A 3,763-nucleotide genomic window follows, 5' to 3' on the forward strand; every position below is an offset into this window, starting at 1 on the left:
TTGCATGAAAATACAAGAGTATAATCGAACAACGATTTAATCAGTGCTTCCCTAGCTTTTAGCTTCTAGCGGCTAGGAAGGCTGGTCTGCCTGTGGCACTTCCTACGGGTGATTCCGTCAGCTTTTTCATGCCGTAGGCTTGTAAGCTTTCCTAACAGCTAGTAGCTAGAAGCTAGAAGCCCCCGCTCCAACTGACTCCAACCGTATTCCATCGCCAGCGCCGCAGGCGAATCAGCTTTCCTAAAAGCTAGCCGCTAGCCGCTAGCAGCCCCGCACGAATGACTCTATCCGTCAGCATGCCAATCCAAGTACTCTCCTTTTTTCGACCGCTGCATCGTAAATTTGCTAGAATTACCGATTTTTGCTAAAATGGTACCGTTATACGTTAGCGAGGTGCAAAATGTTTTTACATGAAATGATAAAAGGTGCGGATCCTTCCCATTTGGCCTTCGAAGGAGAAGCACAGGTGACCTATGGAGAACTGGCGGAAGCGGTCCGTCTCTACAGGAATGAACTGTATCAGATGGGGATACGCAAAGGCGACCGGGTAGCCCTGTACTCTGCCAACCGGGCAGAATTTGTCTACGCCTACCTGTCCACCGTGAGCCTTGGTGCCATTATTATCCCAGTCAATAATTCCCTGGTGGACCGGGAAGTGGACTATATCCTGAAAGATGCAGGAGCGGTCCTCCTCATCACCGATACGGCCCTGGACGTATCCTGCCCTTCCATCGACATCCACGATCTGGATTACAGGGCCCAGGAAGGAAAGGCGGACGAAGCGCCGGCCTTTCCGGAAGACCTTACGGAAGACGACGTGTGTGCCCTTGTCTACACCTCCGGCACCACCGGCAGCCCGAAGGGAGCCATGCTGACCCACCGGAACCTGGTGGGCAATGTGGAGCAGTTCATTTCCCGCATCGTCTTCAAACCGGAAGACAAGGTGCTCTGTGTACTGCCCATGTTCCATTGCTATGGCCTCACCACCGTGGTAAATGCAGGCCTCTATGCCCATTCCACCATCGTTATCCTCCGGTCCAAGAGCCCCACGGAAATCATCAATACCATTGTGGAACATTCTGTTACCATTGCCATCATGGTGCCACCCATGTACAACCTCCTGGCCCGCCGTGGGGAACCGTCCGTCATGAAGACCGTGCACACCTTCATTTCCGGCGGTGCCTCCATCCCCCAGCCCGTGTCCCAGGCCTTTTATTTCCGGTTCCACCATCCCGTGCAGGAAGGCTATGGCCTCACCGAAGCGTCTCCGGTAGTCTGCGTACTGCCCAGTGCCAAACCGAAGTACCTGACCAGCGGCCCCGTGCTTCCGGGGGTGGGAGCTTACATCAAGACCGAAAGCGGCGGTCCCTATGTGGCAGGTACGGTGGGCGAACTCATTGTCCGCGGTTCCAACGTCATGAAGGGATACTGGAATAAGCCGGAAGAAACGAAGAAAGTGCTCTCCGAAGATGGATGGCTCCGTACCGGTGACCTGGCCTACATGGATGATGATAAGTATATCTACATCGTAGACCGCATTAAGGACCTCATCATTGTGAACGGGGAAAATATTTACCCCGGTGAAGTGGAAGACTGCATCTATGAAGTGGAAGGCATTGCCGAATGTGCCGTCGTGGGCCATCCGGATCCCCTCCGGGGCCAGGCGGTATGGGCCTACATCGTCATGAAAGACGGCTATGAATTCGACGAGAACAAGATCAGGAAGTACATGGCAAAGAACATTGCCAGCTACAAGATTCCCCGCCGTTTCATCCCCATGGATGCCCTGCCGAAAAATGCGACAGGCAAAATCCTGAAACGGGCCCTCCGGGACAATTAATTGCATACGAAAAGCCGGGAAAAGCGAAATGTGCTTTTCCCGGCTTTTTTGTGCACCGGCCGTAGAAGTCATTCGAGCGGGAGCTGCTGGCAGCCCCGCTCGAATGACTCTAACCATTAACGCGTAAACTCGCCGCGAAGCGGCTGCAGCGCTCAATGCTCAATGCTCAAGGCTTGTGAAATGGACCGCCGGCATGCTGATCCTTCAAATTCCTTCCAGCTCTTTTACATCCGGTGACTCCAGCCGATTCTTGACCATCTGGATATGCCGGTCCACGGTCTCCAGACTCCAGAACGTAGGAAGAATCACTCCATTGGTCAGATGGAGGACGCATTTTCCATGATTCCCACCCTTCCACCGGTCAAGGGCATCGAGCCTCACGTAGCCCAGGGTAGGCGCCCTTTGGGACAGTTTGATCTGCACAAAGGTACTGCCGTCATTGAGCCGGATACCGGTGCCCCGCTTTCCGCAGAACAGCCTCCGGCAGGCCCTGTTATCATTGCCCAGGAGGGCGGCCAGGGTATTCATATATTTCTCCACGCTGCAGTACCGGTGGCACCAGCTTCCATCTTCATAGAGCACCTGACATCCCGGTGCCGGTCCTTCCCATTGGGGGACAATCGCAATCATTGATAGAGATTTCATGTGTACGCTCCCTGCATGTAACAGTTCCGTTTCTTTCATACCCGGTCATGAGGAACCTTTCCTCTATTATGCTGCATCGTTGCATAATAAGAACATAAGTTCTTTACTCATTATACACGAACATGTTTTTGCCTTCAAGGGGATGGCAGAAATATTTTTACTCCCCGGACAGGGGAAACGAAAGCCTTCCTCACCGGCCATACCTGACTTTGCAGCATGTCCTCATTCTTTTCGAAATAAGTTGTAACAAAACTATTGACAACATGTAAGCAGATGAGTTACAATACAGTCATAGATAGAACAACATTGATTACATCAATAGCTTATGATTTGGGCAAAGCCTGGAAAGAGAGAATCCCTATGAAAATCGCAGTAGTAGCAGCCAATGGAAAAGCATCCGGAAAAATTATTGCCGAAGCCCTGAAGAGAGGCCATGAAGTGGTGGCCTTCGGACGGCATGAACAGAATGACACCGGTGCTTCCACATATATAAGAAAAGATATCATGGATCTTACAAAGGAAGACGTCAAGGGTTTTGATGCCCTGGTAGACGGCTTCGGTGCCTGGGTACCGGAGACCCTTCCCCTCCACACCACCACCCTCCTCCATCTGGCGGACATCGTTTCCGGTACGGACACCCGGCTTCTCGTGGTAGGCGGTGCCGGTTCCCTCTATATCAATAGGGACCACACGAAGGCCCTCTATGAAGCACCCGATTTCCCGCCAACCATCAAGCCTCTGGCAAAAGCCATGGGCCAGTCCCTGGCGGAACTCCGTAAAAGAAATGATGTAAAATGGACCTACCTCAGCCCCGCCGCCGACTTCCAGGCCGACGGAGAACGGACCGGATCCTATGAAATCCACGGAGAAGAATTTGCACCGAACAGCAAAGGGGAATCCATCATTTCCTACGCCGACTATGCCATCGCATCAGCGTAGTCAGAAAATAATCGGGACCGCCTGGATGAAGACGATAGAAAATAGAAGATAGATGATAAATACCTGCAGGTGTTTTGCCGGACATTCCGGCGGAGGACCTGCGGGTATTTTTGTGAAGAGAGAAGAGGGAAGAGGGAAGATCGAATCCGCCGCAGGTGTTAGACGATTCGCTTATTATTCTCCCTGGGCCAATTCGCATGCGGGACGTTATAAAGGCTTGCAGCTTACAGCTTACAGAGAATCAGCCGCTCCGCGGCATCCCGCCTGCGGCGAAGCCGCCGCTACACCTTTATGCCCTATACATACGATCTGCCGGAACCTCCCAATATATAAAAAGCG

Annotated in this window: 3 protein-coding genes; 2 read left to right on the top strand and 1 reads right to left on the bottom strand. The window is 52.5% G+C overall.

The features are described from left to right. The first annotated feature begins 400 nt into the window (after positions 1 to 400). Positions 401 to 1,840 carry a class I adenylate-forming enzyme family protein gene (locus QZR21_RS08540; protein WP_296100237.1) on the top strand — a complete coding sequence of 480 codons (1,440 nt, stop codon included), beginning with the start codon at positions 401 to 403 and terminating at the stop codon, positions 1,838 to 1,840. Positions 1,841 to 2,044: 204 nt separating this feature from the next. Here QZR21_RS08540 and QZR21_RS08545 read toward each other — a convergent pair whose 3' ends face one another. After that, positions 2,045 to 2,485, bottom strand: a complete 441-nt coding sequence (locus tag QZR21_RS08545) for a hypothetical protein (protein ID WP_296100238.1) — start codon at positions 2,483 to 2,485, stop codon at positions 2,045 to 2,047. A gap of 360 nt (positions 2,486 to 2,845) precedes the next feature. On the opposite strand from QZR21_RS08545, the gene QZR21_RS08550 reads away from it, so the two are divergent. Beyond that, on the top strand, positions 2,846 to 3,424 hold the full coding sequence (locus QZR21_RS08550; protein WP_296100241.1) for an NAD(P)-dependent oxidoreductase: 579 nt from the start codon (positions 2,846 to 2,848) through the stop codon (positions 3,422 to 3,424). Positions 3,425 to 3,763 lie beyond the last annotated feature (339 nt).

This window comes from uncultured Dialister sp. (genome assembly GCF_900541605.1).
Lineage (GTDB): Bacteria > Bacillota > Negativicutes > Veillonellales > Dialisteraceae > Dialister.